Source organism: Bacillus sp. FSL K6-0073, assembly GCF_038006085.1.
GTDB lineage: Bacteria > Bacillota > Bacilli > Bacillales > Bacillaceae_G > Bacillus_A > Bacillus_A cereus.
The window spans coordinates 4,129,214-4,147,246 of record NZ_JBBOUN010000001.1; the positions used below are offsets into that span (position 1 = coordinate 4,129,214).

Below are 18,033 nucleotides of genomic sequence, written 5' to 3' on the forward strand. Positions count from 1 at the left end.
GTTTATCCCCCTATTTCTTTAGCTCGTTTAAGAAGCTTGTTCCGTATTCTGGCATTTTCACACCGAAGTTTTCTGCTACTGTTGCACCAATATCAGCAAATGTTTGACGAAGTGGTAACTCTTGTCCGCCTTCTTTCATGCTTGGGCTATATGCTAATAATGGTACATATTCACGTGTATGGTCAGTACCAGGATGAATTGGATCATTACCGTGGTCTGCTGTAATTAGTAATAAATCATCTTCTTTTAGTTTTGCGAATACTTCTGGAAGACGTGCATCATATTCTTGCAGAGCTTCTCCGTATCCTTGTGGATCACGGCGGTGGCCGAATAATGCATCAAAGTCAACTAAGTTTAAGAAGCTAAGACCTGTAAAGTCCATATTTAATGTATCTACAAGCTTATCCATTCCATCCATGTTAGACTTCGTACGAAGTGATTCTGTTACCCCTTCGCCATCATAAATATCAGAGATTTTACCGATAGCAATTACATCGTAGTCACTATCTTTTAATTCATTCATTACTGTACGGCCGAATGGTTTTAGTGCATAATCATGACGGTTTGGTGTACGTGTAAAGTTTCCAGGTTCACCAACGAATGGACGAGCAATAACACGACCTACCATGTATTTCTCATCTAATGTTAATTCACGTGCAATTTTACAGATTTTATATAACTCATCAAGTGGCACTACTTCTTCGTGTGCTGCAATTTGTAATACGCTATCAGCAGAAGTATAAACGATTAAAGAGCCTGTTTCCATTTGCTCTTGACCAAGTTCATCAAGAATCTCAGTTCCTGAAGCTGGCTTATTACCGATAATTTTACGGCCTGTTTTTTCTTCTAATTCATCAAGTAATTCTTTCGGGAATCCTTCCGGGAACACTTGGAATGGTGTATCAATGTAAAGGCCCATGATTTCCCAGTGACCTGTCATTGTATCTTTACCAGTAGATTTCTCTTGCATTTTTGTGTAATATCCAAGTGGTTTCTCTACTTTAGAGATACCTTTCATTTCTCGAATGTTACCAAGACCTAATTTCACCATGTTAGGCATTTGTAACCCATTCATATGTTCAGCAATGTGACCAATTGTGTCAGATCCTAAATCACCAAATTGCTCAGCATCTGGTGCTTCACCGATTCCCACAGAGTCCATTACGACTAGGAATATACGTTTATATTTATTCATAACTGCGACCTCCTATAAGTTCAGTTCTACTTCTTGTAGTATGTTCAAAACGCTATAAAGTGAAACTGTTATCCAAAAGAATTCTCATTGTCAAACAGTACTTCTTTAAATCATTTTCTAACCTATTTCGTTTACTTGAAACGATTCAAAAACATTTCTAGTTTTTTCTAAGTCAGATGTCAGACATCTGATACTGATATCATAACATGTTTACGCTTTCTTTTTAATACATTTTCGTAGAATTTCTCATTTTCTTCACACTTCTATTGTAATCCATTCTGCAACGAAGTGCTAATTTTTTTATGATTTATTTCTTCATATTAAAAATAAAAAGTAGCTCTAAAGAGCTACTTTTTATTTTACTTCTATTGTTTCTTCTTTATGTTCATGCAATTCGCCTTTTCTTACATGTACTTTCACTTTGTAAGCACCGTTCTCTTTGAAAGTATGTTTCGTTTCATACTCTCCTTTATTCCCTTCTTTCGCTGGAATAAATTCGTGTTTTTCAACACCATCTTTCCAAATCTCTAGTTGTACTTCAGCACCAGTTAGGGCTTCTTCTTTTTGTTTTAAATGAACTTTCATTGTAGATTCAGCATTTGCCTTTATGTCTCCAGCCATAAGATGGATCATTGTGTCACTTTTATGATCTCCATGTCCTGCACTGTGATCACTATTTTCTTTTTTTGCATCTTCTACTTTCGCATTTCCTACAGCAACTTTTACTTCTGGCATAACGTGCATTTCACGTGCATTTGTGTGAGCGATAATATGGTATACTCCATCCGTTTCGAATGTTTTCTCTACTGCATAAACACCTTTTCCTTTATGCTTACCATCTAACATCTCGTGTTTTTCGTCGCCATCTTTCCAAATTTCAAACTTTACATCATCGGCATCCGTTACTTTTTCTTTCCCTTGTGTAACAAGTGCTTGTACTTCTGTTTTTTCACCTGGTTTAATTTCTTTCGGATTTGTTTGTACTGCTACTTTTACAGCTTCAAGTTTCTGTTCTTTTTTCGGTTCTTCTTTGTTTGTATTACAGCCAGCCAACGCTAGCATCGCGATAAATAAAGTTATAATCAGTTTTTTCATCATCATTTCCTCCTTTATACTTTATTTAGTATAGAGGAAATACATTGTAATATTCCAGTCTTCTGCTGAAAACAATATACGAAATGTTTGTGAAGTTTCTGTGAAACGCTCTTCCCCTCTTAATCTATGAAAAAAAGAGCATAGTAACTATGCTCTCGGATGAAACTGTTTATATACATCTTTTAATCTAGTTTTTGAAACGTGCGTATAGATTTGCGTCGTTGAAATATCTGCATGTCCAAGCATTTCTTGTACAGCACGTAAATCTGCTCCATTTTCTAATAAGTGCGTAGCAAACGAATGACGCAACGTATGAGGTGTAAGCTCTTTTTCAATATTTGCTTCTTTCGCTAATCGTTTTAATATTTTCCAAAATCCTTGTCTTGATAATCGATTACCATGATGGTTTAAAAAGAGTGCATCTACTACTTTTTTCCCCATTAATTCTCTTCTTCCTTTTTCAATATACTTTTGAATCGCTTCCGTTGCTAAACTTCCTAGTGGAATAATTCTTTCTTTATTCCCTTTCCCTATGCAACGAACAAATCCCATTGTTAAATGTACATCTTCTAAATTGAGTGCAATCAATTCTGAAACACGAAGTCCTGTCGCATACAGTAACTCTAGCATCGCCTTATCACGAATCCCAAAAGCACTTGTCATTTTTGGTGTTTGAAGTAACGCCTCTACTTCATCAACTGATAATACTTTTGGTAATTTCCGTTCCCCTTGTGGCGTTTCAATATGTACGGATGGGTCGTGTTCTACCGCTCGTTCACGAAGTAAAAATTGGTGGAACGAACGAATTGATGCGATATGACGCGCCAATGTTTTCGAAGATTTTCCGTTCTCTTTTAAATACTGCAAAAAGTTAACAATGTGTAAACGGGTCACTTCATGAAAAGTTTTCGTCTGTTCCACATTTTGCAAATACTTTACGTAGCTTTTTAAATCCCGTTCATAAGATACTACTGTATTCTTTGCTAATCCTTTTTCGACAACCATATAATGAATAAAATCTTTTAATTGATCTTCCACTCTACACTACTCCCCATTTTCATAGAAAAACATCATTCTATTTACGAAAGCATCCTTTGCCGGTTCTTCATTCCCTGATACTTTTTCTACAGTCTCTTCTTTAGGTTTTTCATAACGATGATAGCTTTCATATTCTTCATTTATCCATAGTATAGCGAAATAAAACAAAATCGTACAACTTGTAAATAATAAAAATACTTTTATTCCATCAAAAGTTAATTTTAAAGCTCGGCGCATTGTAAATTCCTCCAAAATATAAGTTATTACAACATATGCCAAGCTTTCACCAATTTATACCTTATTCAAATAAAAAACCTCTTCCTAGATAAATAGGAAAAGGTTATTTTTCATCCGTTTCATTTTCTTGACAATTTTTACAAATCCCATGGAATGTTAAACGATGATCTTTCACCTTAAAGCTCCAGTCTCGTTCTACTTTCCTTTCCACTTCACCAAGTAAATCTTCTTGTATTTCTTGTACAGCACCACATTGTGTACAAATCAAATGATGGTGGAAACGCTGCGCACCTTCTTGGCGTAAGTCATAGCGTGAAACACCGTCTCCGAAGTTAATCTTATCGACAACTTTTAACTCAGATAATAGTTCTAAAGTTCGATAGACGGTTGCTAATCCGATCTCTGGCGACTTTTCTTTTACAAGGAGGTAAACATCTTCTGCGCTTAAATGATCTTCTTCATTTTCTAGCAGCACACGAACTGTTGCTTCACGTTGCGGTGTTAATTTGTAGCTCGCTGCATGTAATTGCTTCTTAATTCGTTCAATTCTTTCTTCCATTCGGTACTACTCCCTCCTCGCCACTCTTACACCATTATATCAGAAGAAGGGCTTCTGTCAAAAGAAAAAACAATAAAAACAAATTGATAATTATTCTCAAAAAGTATTTATTTTTTATTAATAGCCTCAACGACTTCTTTCATTAAAACTGGTGATGCGTAAGCCTCCACACTAGAAGCAAGTGCTAACACTACTCCAATTACAAGAAAGAAGCATGTATAACGGATTAATAATGGTAATAGTGGCTCGGTTATTTTTCTAATAAATTGATGCCTAATCATCCGTAAAGAAAAACTTGCAGCAATAGTTGTCATAACGAGAAAGACTGGAATGATAATTAAATTTTGTGGCAAAACAGATACAAATGCTAATAATAGTCCATTCCATCCATGCTGACTTACTAAAAAACCAACTGTAAATCCAACGACAACTCCTTTTACAAATAATAAAATAAAAATAAGTGGTAATCCAATAATTGAAATCCCTAAAATCCAAATAAACCCGATGTATTTTAATTGCGAAAAGTAACTTTCTCGAAACATTTCGCCCGCAATAGCAAATTCTCCTTTAGAGACTTGTCCAAAAAAACGTTGTAAATAAAATGATAAATCTTGTTTTTGATTGATTTGTAAACTATTCACCAGAATGGCTCCGAATATTACTCCCATCAATAATAAAACGGCGTTAAATATATATAATGAAGAGTTTTCCTGTATGTGAGACATTACACGGTCTTGCCAATTTTTTCGCCACATTTTTCTTCCCTCCGTTCACACTCTTATTAAAAATGTATGAAAGAAAGAAAAAAGTATGACGAATTAACATTGAAATTCCGCTCTACTTTGCTAAACTAAAAAGTAGAGAATAGGAGGGATTTCTCTTGAAACCATTATTATTAGATTTTCCAACATTATTTCAAACTGAACGCTTGCAAGTTCGTAAACCATTTCCAGGTGATGGTGCAGAAGTATATGAAGCAATCCAAGCTTCTCTAGAAGACTTAGTACCGTGGATACCAATTAACGCTGAAACAGAAGAGAGTGCTGAAGAAATTGTTCGCGAAGCTCACGGACAGTTTTTACTTCGTGAAACACTTGATTTTCACTTATACGATAAAGTATCTGGTACATTCATCGGAGCAATTACACTAAAGCCTGAAAACTGGGATATTCCAAAGTTTTCACTTCACTTCTGGCTACATAGTGCCTATACAAAACAAGGCTATATGACCGAAGCTGTTAAAGGTGCAATTCAGTTCGCCTTTGATAAACTAGGCGCTAGAAGAATTGAAATTCGTACTGATGCAACAAATATAAATGCATGTAGCTTAGCAGAACGTCTAGAATTCATTCTAGAAGGTACAATGGAAAATGATTTCCTAGCACCAGATGGTAGCTTACGTGATGCACGTGTATATGCAAAAATCAATTAAAAAACACTCGCCTTTGGCGAGTGTTTATTTTTGTAGTTGTAAATATTGTACTGCAAACATCGTCTTCGCATCATGAATACGAAGATCTTTCATAAGAGTAATCGCTTCTTCTAACGATACTTCCATTAATTCCACAAACTCATCTTCATCTAACTCAGCTTTATTTTCTTTTTTTGTCAAACCTGTCGCTTTATATACATATAAAATTTCATCTGCGAATCCTGGAGATGTATAGAAAGAAGTAATGAGCTCCATATTTTCACATACATATCCTGTTTCCTCTTCTAATTCACGAACTGCTGTTACCTCAGGTTTTTCACCAGGTTCTAACTTGCCAGCCGGAATTTCTATAATCGCCTTTTCAAGTGCTTTACGATACTGCTCAACAAGCACAATTTTCCCCTCATCAGTAATAGCAATAATAGCAACTGCACCAGGGTGATTTACAATTTCACGTTTACTCATTGCTCCATTTGGTAATACTACATCATCAACACGAACTTTTATAACTCTACCATCAAAAATCGGCTCAGTTTTTACTGTTCTCTCTGCAAGATTACTCACACTACTTCATCTCCCTGTTCTATTTCCTATTCTTTCCTCATACATTTTACCACATTGAAAGGAGCGTGATAGAAATGAAAGTTTATATTTTACCAAATCGCGTCACTTTAGTCGGAAAAGCATGGCAAATTCGCCATAAGCTAAAGCAATATAGCAAAGAGTATACAACTGTACAAGAGTGGATTACAGCAAATAAAGTGAAACATTAATCATGCTTTTACGGGCAGTTAATGCGCAGCGAAAAGTAAACGTTTGTCAACCTCTTTTCCCTCTCGTACAATAAAGGTAAGGAGGTTGACCTATGAAAAAACGTCAATTAGGAAACTCAGATTTGTTTGTTACAGAAATGGGCCTTGGCTGTATGTCTCTCGGTACATCTGAAACAGAAGCTATGCATATTATCGATGAAGCGATCGATTTAGGAATTAATTTTTTTGATACAGCAGATTTATATGATTACGGATTAAATGAAGAATTTGTTGGAAAAGCCTTGAAGGGAAGAAGAGACCAAATTGTACTTACAACGAAGGTTGGAAATCGTTGGACAGAAGAAAAAAATGGCTGGTCTTGGGATCCTTCTAAAGCTTACATAAAGACTGAAGTAAAGGAAAGTTTACGTAGACTTCAAACTGATTATATTGACCTTTACCAACTTCATGGCGGAACGATTGAAGATCCAATAGATGAAACAATTGAAGCTTTTGAAGAATTGAAAAAGGAAGGTATTATTCGCCATTACGGTATTTCTTCTATACGCCCAAATGTCGTTCGTGAGTATGCAAAACGCTCAAACATCGTTAGTGTACTAATGGAATATAGCCTTTTAAATCGTCGTCCAGAAGAATGGTTCCCCCTTCTGAATGAACACCAAATTAGCGTCATTGCCCGCGGGCCACTTGCAAAAGGAATTTTAACTGACAACAATGCAAGAAAAATAGAAAGAGTAAAGGAAAAGGATTATCTCTCTTATTCTTACGATGAATTACATACAACTCTAGCGAGTGTAAAAGAAACGATTGGAGAACGCTCTTTAACAGGAACAGCTATTCAATATTGCTTACATAATAAGACTGTTGCAGCTGTTATACCTGGTGCAAGCTCGCTTCAACAATTACAGGAAAATATACGAGCTAGCCAACAGTTACCTTTAACGAAAGAAGAATATATACAACTTCAAAAGATTGTTAAATATGACACATATGCTTTGCATCGTTAAAAATATCGAATTACCGATAAATAGAAGATTGTCTCCAGTATTAGGAGACAGTCTTTTTTATAACGTATCATATTTATCAGGATTCGTTCCTACATGTAAATCACGATTCAACGTGTTAATTTGACGTATCTCTTCTTCAGTTAGTGCAAAATCAAAAATAGTAAAGTTTTCTTTAATACGAGATGGTGTAACAGATTTAGGAATTGTAACAATCCCGCTTTGAATATCCCACCTTAATATAACTTGTGCAGGTGTTTTTTCATATTTGTTAGCAATAGCCTGAATGATTGGATGCTGGAATACTTCTCCGCCCCTCATTAACGGACTCCATGCTTCCATTTGAATTTGCTCATCTTGACAATAATTGCGCAACTCAAATTGCGTCAACATCGGATGAAGTTCCACTTGGTTTACCATCGGCTTCACTTTGCAATTTGGTAATAATAGTTCTAAATGATGTTTATGAAAATTAGAAACACCAATCGCGCGCACTTTACCTTCTTCATACAATTTCTCCAAAGCTCGGTACGTATCAACATACTTCCCTCTTACCGGCCAATGTATTAAATATAAATCTACATAGTCCATTTGTAATTTTTTCAAACTCTTTTCAAATGCCTCGAGTGTCTCCTCATATCCTTGATCGTCGTTCCATACTTTTGTTGTAATAAATAGATCTTCTCTTGAAATTCCTGATTCACGTATCGCCTCTCCGACACCGCTTTCATTTTCATATACAGTTGCTGTATCAATCGAACGGTATCCAACTTCTAACGCTGTTTTTACTGCTTGTTTTACTTCGTCTCCTTCTTTCGCTTTATATACGCCTAGACCAATCATCGGCATTTTCACGCCATTATGAAGTGTAGTTGTTGGAATATGCACATTCGTCTCCCTTTCATTGTTACATTTTTATAAGCCACAACTTTATTTCAACAAGATTCATCCCAAAAGTCAAAACATACGTACAGTTTACATAACACTTTTATATAGCTAAAAAATAACGTGAATTCATTCATTCACGTTATTTTTTCTCCATTCTTTCGCTTTTTCATCCACATTGCGCACAAACTCATTTTTTCCTTCCGTATATAACGCGCCATCATATGTATACTTTTCGGCTAATTCTTTCTTTAAGGTTGCATATGCCTCTGCTTCTTCACAATGAGCCATCATATAATCACGAAATGCTAAATGCCTTACTATCTCTGGATTTCCTTTTTCAAACACGTGTAAATGATACGAACGTTTTTCTTCAGTTCCATGAATATAATATCGGCGTCTTGAAATACCATTTTCCCCTTTTACGATGTAACCAAGCTCTATAAATCGTTCATTCCACCCATCTACTCTTTCGATATTTTCTACTTCCATGATCATATCAATAATAGGTTTAGCTGCCAGTCCAGGAACTGACGTACTTCCAATATGATGAATTTTTACCGTTTCTGGCATCGCTGATTTTAATCTTTTAGCCTCCATTTGAAATTTTTCACTCCAATGGTTTTCATGTGGAACAACGACAATTTTTCTCATTCTAACTCCCCTTTTCTTACAAGCTCGTCAAAAAATGATCAGTGGTATTTCACTGATCATTTTTTATTATTTAAAGTCTTTCCAAGTAAGGTTACTTTCACTTAGCAGTTCTTCAAATGATTTATTCTTTTCACGTTCTTTTTGTTCTTGGCGCTTTCTTTCCAGTTCAGCTGCCTCTTTTTCCTCTTCCCTCACTTGCAACTCTTTCTTCTTACTCTTTAATTGTTGCATGAGTGAATCATTTAATTGATCGCCTAATGTAAGTGTTTCTTTCTTTGGTTGATTCACTTGTGATTGTCTTTGTCTTTGTATTTGTCTTTGTTTCTTTTTCTTCATGCTACTCACCTTTTACTTTTTTCTCCATTATAGTAGATACACGATGAAATCGACAATAAAAAAGGGTCTTTACTCTATTATTCACTTTTTGTAAATATGTTAATTTTTCGAAAAGACTAAATTTTTGTGTAGCTATAATCCTATGAATCTATTAAAATTATGTCGTATGATGTCAGATTATAAAAAAAGGAGAATTATATTATGTGGAAAAAAATTATTCCTGCCGTTGCTGTTTTAAGCACCATTACTTTTTCAAGCGTATTTGCCGCTCCCCCATCTCAGAATCCAGCTGAACAAAACCACTACATAGACGTACAAATGCTTGGTATTAATGATTTCCATGGACAACTAGATACTGTTAAAAAAATCAATAATAAAGAAGCTGGTGGCGCTGATTACTTAGCTACTTATTTAAAAGAACGTAAAAAACAAAACCCTAATACACTTCTCGTACATGCTGGTGATATCGTCGGAGCTAGTCCACCAGTTTCAGCATTATTACAAGATGAACCGACAATTGAATTTTTAAATGACTTAAAATTTGATGTTGGTACAATCGGAAACCATGAATTTGATGAAGGTATTGATGAAATGCAACGCCTCATTTACGGTGGATATCATGAAAAAACAGGAAATTTCAAAGGAGCTAACTTCCCCTATGTAGCTGCTAACTTCTACAACAAATCAACTGGCCGCTTATTTTTACCACCGTTTACTGTAAAAATGGTAGATGGTGTTCCTGTAGGATTCATTGGGGTTGTTACAACTGATACACCAAATGTCGTTATGCCTACGATGCTTAAAAATGTACAAATTACTGATGAAGTAGAAGCAATTAATAAATCAACACAACAATTAAAACGCCTCGGCGTTAAATCTATCGTCGTTCTTGCTCATGTCGGTGGAACAACCGATGAGTCTGGGGTAACAAATGGCGATCTTACTCGAATTGCAAATGAAACAGACCCAGAAGTTGATGTTATTTTCGGTGGACATAGTCATACGTATGTAAATGGTACAGTAAATAATAAACTAATTGTCCAAGCAAATTCATACGGAACGGCTTTCTCAGACGTGGATGTAACAATTGATCGTAAAACAAAGGATATTGTAAAGAAAAAAGCTGAAGTTGTTACAACGTATCATGAAGGTGTAGAACCTGATAAACAAGTAAAGAAAAAACTAGATCAATATAAAGAAAAAATCGCACCACTTGTAAATGAAGTGGTCGGAAAATCTACAGCACCTATCGACCGTAAACAAAATGATGCTGGTGAGTCCACTCTTGGAAATTTAGTTGCCGATGCTCAGCGTCAAACGATGCAAACTCAAATTGCCCTCATGAATCCTGGTGGCATTCGTAATGACTTAGATGCTGGTGATATTACGTGGGGTGAGTTATACGGCATTCAACCTTTTGGAAATCAATTGATTAAAGTAGATTTAACAGGTCAAGACATTCGCGATATTTTAAATCAGCAATGGCAAAAAGGAACAACAAGAATGCTTCAAATTTCAGGTATTCAATATACGTGGGATGCAAATAAACCAAACGGTGAAAAAATTACAAATATACGTTTAACAAACGGAGAAGAATTATCTCCATCTACAACGTATAGCGTAGTTGCAAATGCCTTCTTAACTTCTGGCGGTGACGGATTTGTATCATTTAAAAATGGTACAAATGCAGAAACTGGTCCAAACGACTTTGAAGCGTTAGTCGATTACGTAAAACAATTAAAAGAACCAATTCAGCCAGTTATTGATGGAAGAATTCAAAAAGTAAATTAAGTGTTTCTCTAATAATAAATTTCATTTTTCACACCATAAAGGATTTGTACTGATCCTCTATTTTATACGTAATATACATCATAAAAAGGATACTCGTTCTTCCAATGAACATAGTATCCTTTTCTTTAGTTATCAAAATGTGATGTTTTGTCAACTTCATATTGCTGTAAAAATTGTTGCAACGCTTCTTCTACAAGTTTAGATTTTTGAATTCCTTTCGATTCTGATATAAGGTCCAATCTTGCTAATATTTCTGTATTAATAGAAAAAGTTCGTCTCTTTTTCTCTGTACTTTTACTCACAATTGGTGCAATTACTTCTTCTCTTTTTCTTAATAACTCATAAATACTTTGTAGTTGCTCATAAATTAATAATTGATAATCTGTTTTCTCATATTGAAGGGCGGTCGCTTCTTGGAGTTGTAAGTGACGTGGTTCTTCTCCATCTCCTACAAAAATACGTTTCTTCTGCTCTCCATCATATTCGTATCCAATCAATCTTAATTTCTTCGATAATGTATACGGGCTTATTTCAAGACGTTTTGCTATAATAGCGATGGATTCACGTCTATTTAAACCATCTATAATTTCTCCAATCGTCACAATTTCCCTCCTCCCGTGTTGAAATGACACTAGTATGGTATGTTACAATGATTTTCTAACAGTATATGCAAAATGAATAGCCTGTGCGATTCATACGATTTCACAAAAGGAGGTTTTCAATATGCTTTTTCGTAGCTACACCCCTCAGTTCTATAATGAAAACAAACAACTCATTCCTAATAGTATCGCTACGATAGAAAGCGTTATGATTAATAATCGAAAACAAACTCTCCTTATGCGTGGACAAAACGTAGAGCAACCTATTTTATTATGCTGTCACGGCGGACCTGGGATGGCACAAATCGGATTTATTCGCCATTTTCAAAAAGAATTAGAGAAGCAATTTATTGTTATTAATTGGGATCAGCGCGGGGCTGGTAAATCCTTTTCAATGAAAGATTTCGGAGCAAATTTCACAATCGAACAATTCGTTTCCGATGCAAAAGAAGTGATTCAATATGTACTTAAAAGGTTCAACAAACAAAAACTATTTCTCGCTGGTCATTCTTGGGGAAGTATTATTGGGCTTAACATAGCACATCAATATCCAAAGTATATCGAGGCTTACATCGGTATTGGGCAAATTGTACATATGAAACAAAATGAAGAATTGCTATATCAACATTTAATTCATTCTGCAAAAAAACATGATCATAAAAAGGCATTAGCTTCCCTTTTAAAATTAGGCAAACCACCATTTTTAGATACGAGACGTCTCATTATTCAAAGAAAGTGGCTTGGCACATTTGGAGGCGCAATCCAAAACGGATCTTCCTTTTCTTTCATACGAAAAGGTTTCTTTTCTCCTGAGTATACGCTATTAGATTGGTTCAAGTTTCTCGCAGGAAATTTAAAATCTGGCGTTTTATGGGAAGAAATGCTGACAATCGATTTCTTTTCTTCTATCTCAAGTTTATCTATTCCAGTTTATTTTTGTTCTGGTCGCTATGATTATCAAACTCCTTATGCACTCGTTCAGGAATATTGCGATATTATTGAAGCGCCTATAAAAAAGATGATTTGGTTCCCAAATTCAGCACATTCTCCTGATTTAGAAGAACCAGAATTATTCGCTAATTCTTTGCAATCAATTAAACAAGAGCTAGCTTTTCAGCATTAGTAACAAAAGGCTCTTTTACATTTCATAGAAAACATTTTATAATAATATGTCGCAAGTATGTATAAACATAGCAAAATGTTTCATATTTACTTGTCTTAACAGAATAAAAATTTAGGGAGATTACATTTATTATGAACGCTGTACTCGTCGCAGTAGCAATTATGCTATTGCTTAGTTTGTTACGTGTCCAGGTCATTGTCGCCATCATTGTTGGAGCTTTAACAGGCGGAATTATCGGCGGACTCGGTATTTCAGAAACGATTAACACTTTTACAACTGGTCTTGGAAACAGTGCTCCAATCGCTTTAAGTTATGCAATGCTTGGTGGTTTCGCTATTTCCCTTTCCAAAACAGGACTTCCAGATGCTATGATTCAAACTGCATTAAAATGGATTGGCAATGAACAAGACACGAAAAAACAAGTTTATTCTAAAATACTTATTTTATTCATTATCTTAACGATGGCTTGTTTCTCGCAAAATGTGATTCCTGTTCACATTGCTTTCATCCCCATCTTAATTCCAGCACTTTTAAAAGTATTAAATGAGCTGAAAGTGGATCGCAGACTTGTCACATGTATTATTACATTTGGATTGATTACTCCTTATATGTGGATCCCTGCAGGGTTCGGAAAAATTTATCATGACGTATTGCAAACCAACGCTGCGCAAAGCGGCCTTACATTTGATGTCACACTTATTCCAAAAGCAATGACTATTCCAGCAATCGGTATGATTATTGGATTATGTGTAGCAGTATTCATTACGTACCGAAAACCTCGTACGTATGAAACAGAACAAATTCATACTACCGAAAATGAAATCGTTCCCTATACAAAACGTAGTATTACTTTCGGGTTATTATCTATCATTGCTACATTAACTGTTCAATTAACAACAGAATCAATGATTTTCGGTGCTTTAGCAGGTATTATCGTCTTATCAGTTAGTGGCAGTCTACCACTTAAAGAAGCAGATGCGATATTAACAAGCGGAATGCGTATGATGTCCTTTATTGGCTTTGTTATGATTGCTGCCGCCGGATTCGGCGCTGTTCTTCGAAAAACAGGACATGTTGAATCTCTAGTGCAAACGAGTGCACATATAATTGGAAATAACAAACCACTCGCTGCATTTCTTATGCTCGTTATTGGACTTCTCGTTACGATGGGAATTGGTTCATCCTTTTCAACCATCCCTATCTTAACAACCATTTTTGTACCTCTTTGCATTCAGCTTGGATTTAGTCCAATGGCCACAATTGCTATTATCGGTACAGCCGGAGCGCTAGGTGACGCAGGATCTCCAGCATCGGATAGTACCCTTGGACCAACATCCGGTTTAAATGCTGATGGTCAGCACCATCATATATGGGATACATGTGTACCCACTTTTCTACATTACAATATACCGTTACTTATATTTGGCTTTATTGCCGCAATTACATTATAAAAAGGTGCGTATAAAACGCACCTTTTACTTTTTCATTTTTCCTTTTAATTGTTGAAAAGCTACTTTTCCGTTATCTTTGACACAGCTTTCAATTGTCGGTAGTGATGAACCTATCCATTCACACTCTATGCTCCCATTCGGTCCAACAATTTTTAATTTATCTGGTATATGTATATTTAGAAATCTCGCTGACCGAATTAACTCAATAGCAATCTGATCACTTGAGGCTACAATTCCATCTATATATGGATTGTTTTGCAATAATGTAATAAATTGTTTATTTGTATACCCTTGTACACATTCTTCTCGATAAGAGATTCCTTCATCCCAAACAGCGTCTAAAAACCCTGCTATATGATCTTCCATTTCTTCACTTTCTTCTCCCTCACCGAAATATGCAAGAAAGTGACACCCTTTCTCTTTTAATAAAGAAACAGCTCTCTGTCCACTTTCATAATAATTTCCATGTAATTGTTGCTCATCAATCACAACAAACGGAAATGGAATTTCTCCTACACTTTTAAAAACTGCTCTTGTCAAAATAACACCTGCAATGTTATTTTGCTTCAGCATATGTATGTATCTATCTTTATTCTCTATATTACAAATAATGATTTGATAACCTTCTTTATATGCTATTTCCTCAATACAATGTAGCAAAGTGATGTTTGATTGGTTACATAAATTATCTACAAGTAATGCAATTATCGTTGAATTCTCTTTAAATAGTGGCTTCGCTGCACTGTTTGGCCTATAATGTAATTCTTCAATTGCTTCCTTTACTTGTTTTACTGTGTCCTCATGAACGTATCCTTTTTCATTAATAACTCGTGAAACGGTTGCGACTGAAACACCTGCCAATTTTGCAACATCACGTATAGTTGCCACATCGTCACCCCTTAATATGGTAATAGATTACAATTTTACGGTAACCTAAATTACACTATCCGTCAAGATTAATAACTCACATTTCTGAAAATTGTTACATCACTTCACTAAACGATACTCCAACTGAATTTCATGTAAAATTGGGATATTATCATATCCAATACGTGGAATTTCTTTCTTTATTTTTCGTGCCTCCTCTACCGCATTCAAATATAAATTAGTCATTACAAAATTACGTTTTTGGTAAAATCGTAACGCATTCATATTATCATTAGTTGTAATAAGCCAAACCTGTCTGCACCGTTCTTCTTCTGCAACTTGTAATACACAATCCACAAGTTTCGTCCCTATTCCTTTTCTTTCTTCAAAGCTATCTAGCGATACAATTTCGCACATATTTCCGGTCACTTCATACGTTATAATTCCGATTATTCTGTCATCTGAGAGCGCAACAAATCCTGGCAACTCTTCTAACTGATGTCCCTTACCACGTGAAACCATCAATGAACTTCCCCAATTCTCACACATGAACATTCGGATTGTTTCTTTCATCGCTGGCGTAATTTTTTGTATATGCAGCATTTCCTATTTCTCCCCTTTTATATCATTGTGATACAATATAAGTGTATCACATGTAACGGTATTTGGAGGATGAGGTAAAGTATGAAACGTTTTTTTGCAGCATTGTTTACTATACTAGGTGCAATAACTGCGCTTGGGATTTTCTTTACAAATAAAGTGATGTACTTAAAGAAAAAAACAGAGGAAGAAGTACTCGAAAGAGAAACGAAAAAACATTTTCGTATAGAGGATTTTGATGCTCTTCATAAAGAAGAAATTCATATCCCTTCACAATTTGGATACGACCTTCACGGATATTACATTCCTGCTGGTCATTCCACCAATAAGTTTATGGTTTTTTGCCACGGTGTAACTGTAAATAAAATAAACTCTGTAAAATATGCAAACTTATTCTTAAAAAGGGGATATAACGTCCTCATTTACGATCATCGTCGTCATGGTAAAACTGGCGGAAAAACAACAAGCTATGGATACTATGAAAAACATGATTTAAAATCCGTAGTTGACTGGCTAAAAAACCGTTTTGGCACCAATATTACACTTGGTATTCATGGTGAATCTATGGGAGCTGCAACACTTCTTCAATACGCAGGATTTGTAGAAGATGGTGCTGATTTCTATATTGCAGATTGTCCTTTCTCTGATTTTCACGGACAATTACAGCACCGTTTAAAGGTTGAATTCCATTTACCAAAATGGCCTTTATTACCTTTAGCAAACGCATTTTTGAAAGTTCGTGACGGTTATACAATTCGTGAAGTTTCACCAATCGATTGTATAAAAAACATTAACAATCCCGTTCTCTTTATTCATAGTAAAGATGACGACTATATTTTAGCTGATATGACAAAAGCATTATATGAAGCGAAAGAAAATAATAAGCAACTTTATATTGCAGAACACGGTGCACACGCTTGCTCTTATAACGAAAATAAAGAAGAGTACGAAGCAGCCGTCGATCAATTTTTAAACACATATGTGAAAGAAACAAAAAACAGGCTTGCATAAGCCTGTTTTTTATTGCGCTAAAACGTCTGTAACTTGTTCCATATTTTCAGAAATCCATTGCATTGCATCATCTAACGTTGGGAATTCTGTCGTTTGAAATGTTACTTCATCTTGCAGTAACCAAACATCCTTTGCCTCTTGCCCTACACCTGCAATGGACCAATGCAACAAACTATATGGATGATTATCATTCAAAAATGATGCCCACGTGCGCTCATTTGCAATGTTTCGTAATGTATGTAATTGTTTATCCATCTCTCGTCACCTTACTCTAGTCAGTTATGAAAACTATTATAACACTCTCTTCTTTCTCAAACAAAGTGCTCTTTTTCCCCGCTATTTGCGGGCAGTAAAACTCCCACCTCAAAATTCGGCTGAAACAAAGAAGTTAGGTGGGAGATTAACTGCCCCTAAAAGCCCGATTGGTTCAACTAATAATTAGTGGGGGATGCCTCCCCCACTAATTAAAGTTTCACTTTATATTGCCAAGCACTTCCCTTGATTATATGATGAAATTAAGCGTTTGGGAAGGAGGGATAACGTTGGCAAAAGTACAAATTAAAGTAAATGATAATGGCTCTTTTCGCGTTACAGGGGACGTGGAATTAGTCGACTCACAAGGGAATGTATTCCCAGCAAAACCGGCATTTTCTTTATGCCGTTGTGGTTTATCAAAAAATATGCCTTATTGCGACGCTTCGCATAAAGGTAAATTCGAGTCTGTTGTTAGAGCACCAGAGGCAGAATAATTTTACATGTGACATGCACATTTTTTTGTGCATGTTTTTTCTTTTTAGCAACTCCGTTATATCCCTTCTCTTTACAACATTTCTAATACTTTTATTTCCATTCCAGCCTGCATATATTTTCACACAATTCTTCACATTCGAATATTTTTTACTAGCCTTTTATTTTTTTTGTGCTATAATTTGAGCAAACAGCATCCTTCGGGGTCGGGTGAAATTCCCAACCGGCGGTGATGAAGTGAAAACTTCTAAGTCCGTGACCCGTTTTCAACTCGAAAACGGTGGATCTAGTGAAACTCTAGGGCCGACAGTATAGTCTGGATGGGAGAAGGATATGTTTCTAGTTTTTTATATAGTGAATACACTTTTATTTCAGTATGCATATTTTTAAAGATTCATTTTGATTCTTTATATATGTTTAATTTTCTATACTTATTTTTTATACTGAAATAAAAAGAGACAACTAGCGTTTAAAAATTCGATATTTTGCTAGGTTTTTTCCTTATACAGAAATATCAATTATCGTTAGGTTTCTTTCCTATGCTTTCGTATTCAAACTATATTTCTAGAAATCACGTCTCCCAAACCCCAAGGATATTAAATCCTTGGGGTTTTTTGATTTTTTTTGGAGAGGTGA

The 18,033-nt window shown here is 35.4% G+C and carries 22 protein-coding genes and 1 riboswitch; of the genes, 8 read left to right on the forward strand and 14 right to left on the reverse strand.

All coding sequences use genetic code 11. The features are described from left to right. Window positions 1-10 precede the first annotated feature (10 nt). From deoB to spoIIM, 6 genes are all read right to left on the reverse strand, one after another. Window positions 11-1,195 (reverse strand): phosphopentomutase, encoded by a 1,185-nt coding sequence (deoB, locus tag MHB52_RS21235; protein WP_001046079.1) that lies wholly within the window; start codon window positions 1,193-1,195, stop codon window positions 11-13. A gap of 354 nt (window positions 1,196-1,549) precedes the next feature. Continuing rightward, window positions 1,550-2,290 (reverse strand): FixH family protein, encoded by a 741-nt coding sequence (locus tag MHB52_RS21240; protein ID WP_000733456.1) that lies wholly within the window; start codon window positions 2,288-2,290, stop codon window positions 1,550-1,552. Window positions 2,291-2,437: 147 nt separating this feature from the next. Beyond that, the gene (gene xerD, locus MHB52_RS21245) at window positions 2,438-3,328 is read right to left on the reverse strand and encodes a site-specific tyrosine recombinase XerD (protein WP_000390088.1); all 891 of its coding nucleotides are present in this window, start codon (window positions 3,326-3,328) and stop codon (window positions 2,438-2,440) included. A gap of 6 nt (window positions 3,329-3,334) precedes the next feature. Next, the gene (locus MHB52_RS21250; protein ID WP_001250432.1) at window positions 3,335-3,565 is read right to left on the reverse strand and encodes a YqzK family protein; all 231 of its coding nucleotides are present in this window, start codon (window positions 3,563-3,565) and stop codon (window positions 3,335-3,337) included. A 103-nt stretch (window positions 3,566-3,668) separates the two neighbouring features. Beyond that, window positions 3,669-4,124, reverse strand: a complete 456-nt coding sequence (gene fur / locus MHB52_RS21255) for a ferric iron uptake transcriptional regulator (protein WP_000392657.1) — start codon at window positions 4,122-4,124, stop codon at window positions 3,669-3,671. Between the two features lie 107 nt (window positions 4,125-4,231). Then, on the reverse strand, window positions 4,232-4,849 hold the full coding sequence (gene spoIIM / locus MHB52_RS21260; protein WP_013142149.1) for a stage II sporulation protein M: 618 nt from the start codon (window positions 4,847-4,849) through the stop codon (window positions 4,232-4,234). A 155-nt stretch (window positions 4,850-5,004) separates the two neighbouring features. On the opposite strand from spoIIM, the gene MHB52_RS21265 reads away from it, so the two are divergent. Then, window positions 5,005-5,556: a GNAT family N-acetyltransferase gene (locus tag MHB52_RS21265; RefSeq protein WP_000803479.1), complete on the forward strand. Its 552-nt coding sequence runs from the start codon at window positions 5,005-5,007 to the stop codon at window positions 5,554-5,556. A gap of 24 nt (window positions 5,557-5,580) precedes the next feature. Here MHB52_RS21265 and MHB52_RS21270 read toward each other — a convergent pair whose 3' ends face one another. After that, the gene (locus MHB52_RS21270) at window positions 5,581-6,120 is read right to left on the reverse strand and encodes an NUDIX hydrolase (RefSeq protein ID WP_000067041.1); all 540 of its coding nucleotides are present in this window, start codon (window positions 6,118-6,120) and stop codon (window positions 5,581-5,583) included. Window positions 6,121-6,194: 74 nt separating this feature from the next. Between MHB52_RS21270 and mciZ the strand changes: the two genes are divergently transcribed. Beyond that, a complete protein-coding gene (gene mciZ / locus MHB52_RS21275; protein ID WP_000870302.1) occupies window positions 6,195-6,329 on the forward strand; it encodes a Z-ring formation inhibitor MciZ in 135 nt (44 codons plus the stop codon). Window positions 6,330-6,421: 92 nt separating this feature from the next. Then, on the forward strand, window positions 6,422-7,336 hold the full coding sequence (locus MHB52_RS21280) for an aldo/keto reductase (protein WP_000747213.1): 915 nt from the start codon (window positions 6,422-6,424) through the stop codon (window positions 7,334-7,336). Window positions 7,337-7,393: 57 nt separating this feature from the next. Here the strand turns inward: MHB52_RS21280 and MHB52_RS21285 are convergent, their stop codons facing one another. The 3 genes from MHB52_RS21285 to MHB52_RS21295 form a co-directional block, all read right to left on the reverse strand. Next, window positions 7,394-8,221 (reverse strand): aldo/keto reductase, encoded by an 828-nt coding sequence (locus MHB52_RS21285; protein WP_061663474.1) that lies wholly within the window; start codon window positions 8,219-8,221, stop codon window positions 7,394-7,396. Window positions 8,222-8,347: 126 nt separating this feature from the next. Beyond that, window positions 8,348-8,872, reverse strand: coding sequence for a GrpB family protein (locus MHB52_RS21290; protein WP_016118585.1), 525 nt, complete (start codon window positions 8,870-8,872; stop codon window positions 8,348-8,350). Between the two features lie 66 nt (window positions 8,873-8,938). Beyond that, on the reverse strand, window positions 8,939-9,208 hold the full coding sequence (locus MHB52_RS21295) for a YqkE family protein (RefSeq protein ID WP_016118586.1): 270 nt from the start codon (window positions 9,206-9,208) through the stop codon (window positions 8,939-8,941). A 201-nt stretch (window positions 9,209-9,409) separates the two neighbouring features. Here MHB52_RS21295 and MHB52_RS21300 point away from each other — a divergent pair, with 201 nt between their 5' ends. Next, window positions 9,410-10,999, forward strand: coding sequence for a bifunctional metallophosphatase/5'-nucleotidase (locus tag MHB52_RS21300; RefSeq protein ID WP_061663473.1), 1,590 nt, complete (start codon window positions 9,410-9,412; stop codon window positions 10,997-10,999). Between the two features lie 125 nt (window positions 11,000-11,124). Here the strand turns inward: MHB52_RS21300 and MHB52_RS21305 are convergent, their stop codons facing one another. Beyond that, the gene (locus MHB52_RS21305) at window positions 11,125-11,601 is read right to left on the reverse strand and encodes a ribbon-helix-helix domain-containing protein (protein WP_000151931.1); all 477 of its coding nucleotides are present in this window, start codon (window positions 11,599-11,601) and stop codon (window positions 11,125-11,127) included. A 121-nt stretch (window positions 11,602-11,722) separates the two neighbouring features. Here MHB52_RS21305 and MHB52_RS21310 point away from each other — a divergent pair, with 121 nt between their 5' ends. Both MHB52_RS21310 and MHB52_RS21315 read left to right on the forward strand, forming a co-directional pair. Then, window positions 11,723-12,721 carry an alpha/beta fold hydrolase gene (locus MHB52_RS21310; RefSeq protein ID WP_000898973.1) on the forward strand — a complete coding sequence of 333 codons (999 nt, stop codon included), beginning with the start codon at window positions 11,723-11,725 and terminating at the stop codon, window positions 12,719-12,721. Window positions 12,722-12,852: 131 nt separating this feature from the next. After that, window positions 12,853-14,172: a Na+/H+ antiporter family protein gene (locus tag MHB52_RS21315; protein ID WP_000994810.1), complete on the forward strand. Its 1,320-nt coding sequence runs from the start codon at window positions 12,853-12,855 to the stop codon at window positions 14,170-14,172. Window positions 14,173-14,196: 24 nt separating this feature from the next. Here the strand turns inward: MHB52_RS21315 and MHB52_RS21320 are convergent, their stop codons facing one another. Beyond that, window positions 14,197-15,060 (reverse strand): LacI family DNA-binding transcriptional regulator, encoded by an 864-nt coding sequence (locus tag MHB52_RS21320; protein ID WP_061663472.1) that lies wholly within the window; start codon window positions 15,058-15,060, stop codon window positions 14,197-14,199. Between the two features lie 99 nt (window positions 15,061-15,159). Then, window positions 15,160-15,642 carry a GNAT family N-acetyltransferase gene (locus MHB52_RS21325; protein WP_000902436.1) on the reverse strand — a complete coding sequence of 161 codons (483 nt, stop codon included), beginning with the start codon at window positions 15,640-15,642 and terminating at the stop codon, window positions 15,160-15,162. 81 nt (window positions 15,643-15,723) lie between these two features. On the opposite strand from MHB52_RS21325, the gene MHB52_RS21330 reads away from it, so the two are divergent. After that, complete coding sequence (locus tag MHB52_RS21330; protein WP_016118590.1) at window positions 15,724-16,650, forward strand: alpha/beta hydrolase; 927 nt, start codon at window positions 15,724-15,726, stop codon at window positions 16,648-16,650. Between the two features lie 9 nt (window positions 16,651-16,659). Here MHB52_RS21330 and MHB52_RS21335 read toward each other — a convergent pair whose 3' ends face one another. Further along, a complete protein-coding gene (locus MHB52_RS21335; RefSeq protein WP_000360793.1) occupies window positions 16,660-16,905 on the reverse strand; it encodes a DUF2552 family protein in 246 nt (81 codons plus the stop codon). A 287-nt stretch (window positions 16,906-17,192) separates the two neighbouring features. Here MHB52_RS21335 and MHB52_RS21340 point away from each other — a divergent pair, with 287 nt between their 5' ends. Next, window positions 17,193-17,399, forward strand: a complete 207-nt coding sequence (locus MHB52_RS21340) for a CDGSH iron-sulfur domain-containing protein (protein WP_001151582.1) — start codon at window positions 17,193-17,195, stop codon at window positions 17,397-17,399. Between the two features lie 190 nt (window positions 17,400-17,589). Next, a riboswitch (FMN riboswitch) is annotated at window positions 17,590-17,733 on the forward strand. The last annotated feature ends 300 nt before the right edge of the window (window positions 17,734-18,033 follow it).